The sequence below is a fragment of the Mesorhizobium sp. M7A.F.Ca.AU.002.02.1.1 genome (assembly GCF_003998535.1).
Lineage (GTDB): Bacteria > Pseudomonadota > Alphaproteobacteria > Rhizobiales > Rhizobiaceae > Mesorhizobium > Mesorhizobium ciceri.
In genome coordinates, this window is sequence record NZ_RZPB01001315.1 from 1 (window position 1) to 903 (window position 903).

2 protein-coding genes are annotated in these 903 nt (G+C 60.6%); one reads left to right on the top strand and one right to left on the bottom strand.

From position 1 onward, the window contains the following. On the bottom strand, window positions 1-343 hold a 343-nt coding region (locus EN879_RS37385), incomplete at its 3' end, for a DUF1003 domain-containing protein (RefSeq protein ID WP_127274787.1). A gap of 92 nt (window positions 344-435) precedes the next feature. Between EN879_RS37385 and EN879_RS37390 the strand changes: the two genes are divergently transcribed. Next, on the top strand, window positions 436-903 hold a 468-nt coding region (locus tag EN879_RS37390), incomplete at its 3' end, for a DNA-3-methyladenine glycosylase I (RefSeq protein WP_127274788.1).

The following is a 903-nucleotide window of genomic DNA, read 5'->3' on the forward strand; positions in this document are numbered from 1 at the left end:
TCACAGGCGCCTGCAAGGCGGCTACCATCGACAAAACGAGATTGAGGAAGATGAACGGGTAGGGATCGAAGGCGTCACGCGACAGCAGCCAGACATTGCCCGCCGTCCATAAGACCAGAAAGGCGATGAAGGTCAGGATGAAGGACCATGACCCGCCGATGCGGGCGATCGTATCGGCAAGCCGGTCGCCGAAGGTCTGGTGGAAGGCAACGGCCTTGTTGGTGTCGCGCGAGATGGTGGTGCGTTCGAGCGTCGATTGCAGCACCCGGCTTTCGAGCTGGCTGAGGCCGTCCGGCCGCCGCTTGAGCCAGCGGTTCGCCAGATCGTCGATCGTCTTGTTCATGGCCATCTCCAGGGTCTTAGGCTTGCCGTAAGAGGTAGAGGCTGCCGGCTCACACGGGAAGTGTTAGATTGATTCCAGTTGCCGAGGGACCAATGGCCGATTTCAAGAAAATTCGCGCTCGCGCCGCAAAACGTAAGGGCGGCGAAGAGGAACTGACGTCGCTGCTTGGTCCGGCGCCTGACAATGCCGCCGTGGCTGACATCCCCGATGACCGCATTCTCTCCATTATGGCTGAGCGCGTCTTCGCCGCCGGTTTCGTCTGGCGCGTCATCGAGCAGAAATGGCCTGGCTTCGAGGAGGCGTTTCTGCGCTTCGAGCCGAAGCGGCTGTTGTTCCAGCCCGATGATTTCTGGCACGATCTGACGGCCGACCAGCGCATCGTACGCAACCCGCAGAAGATCAGATCCGTTCGCGACAATGCTGCCTTTGTCGAGCGTGTGTCGAAGGAATATGGCGGTTTCGGCAAATTCCTTGCGGAATGGCCTGATGATGACCAGGTCGGGCTGATGGCCTGGCTCGGCAAGCATGGCAGCCGGCTGGGCGGCAACACGGGCCAGTAT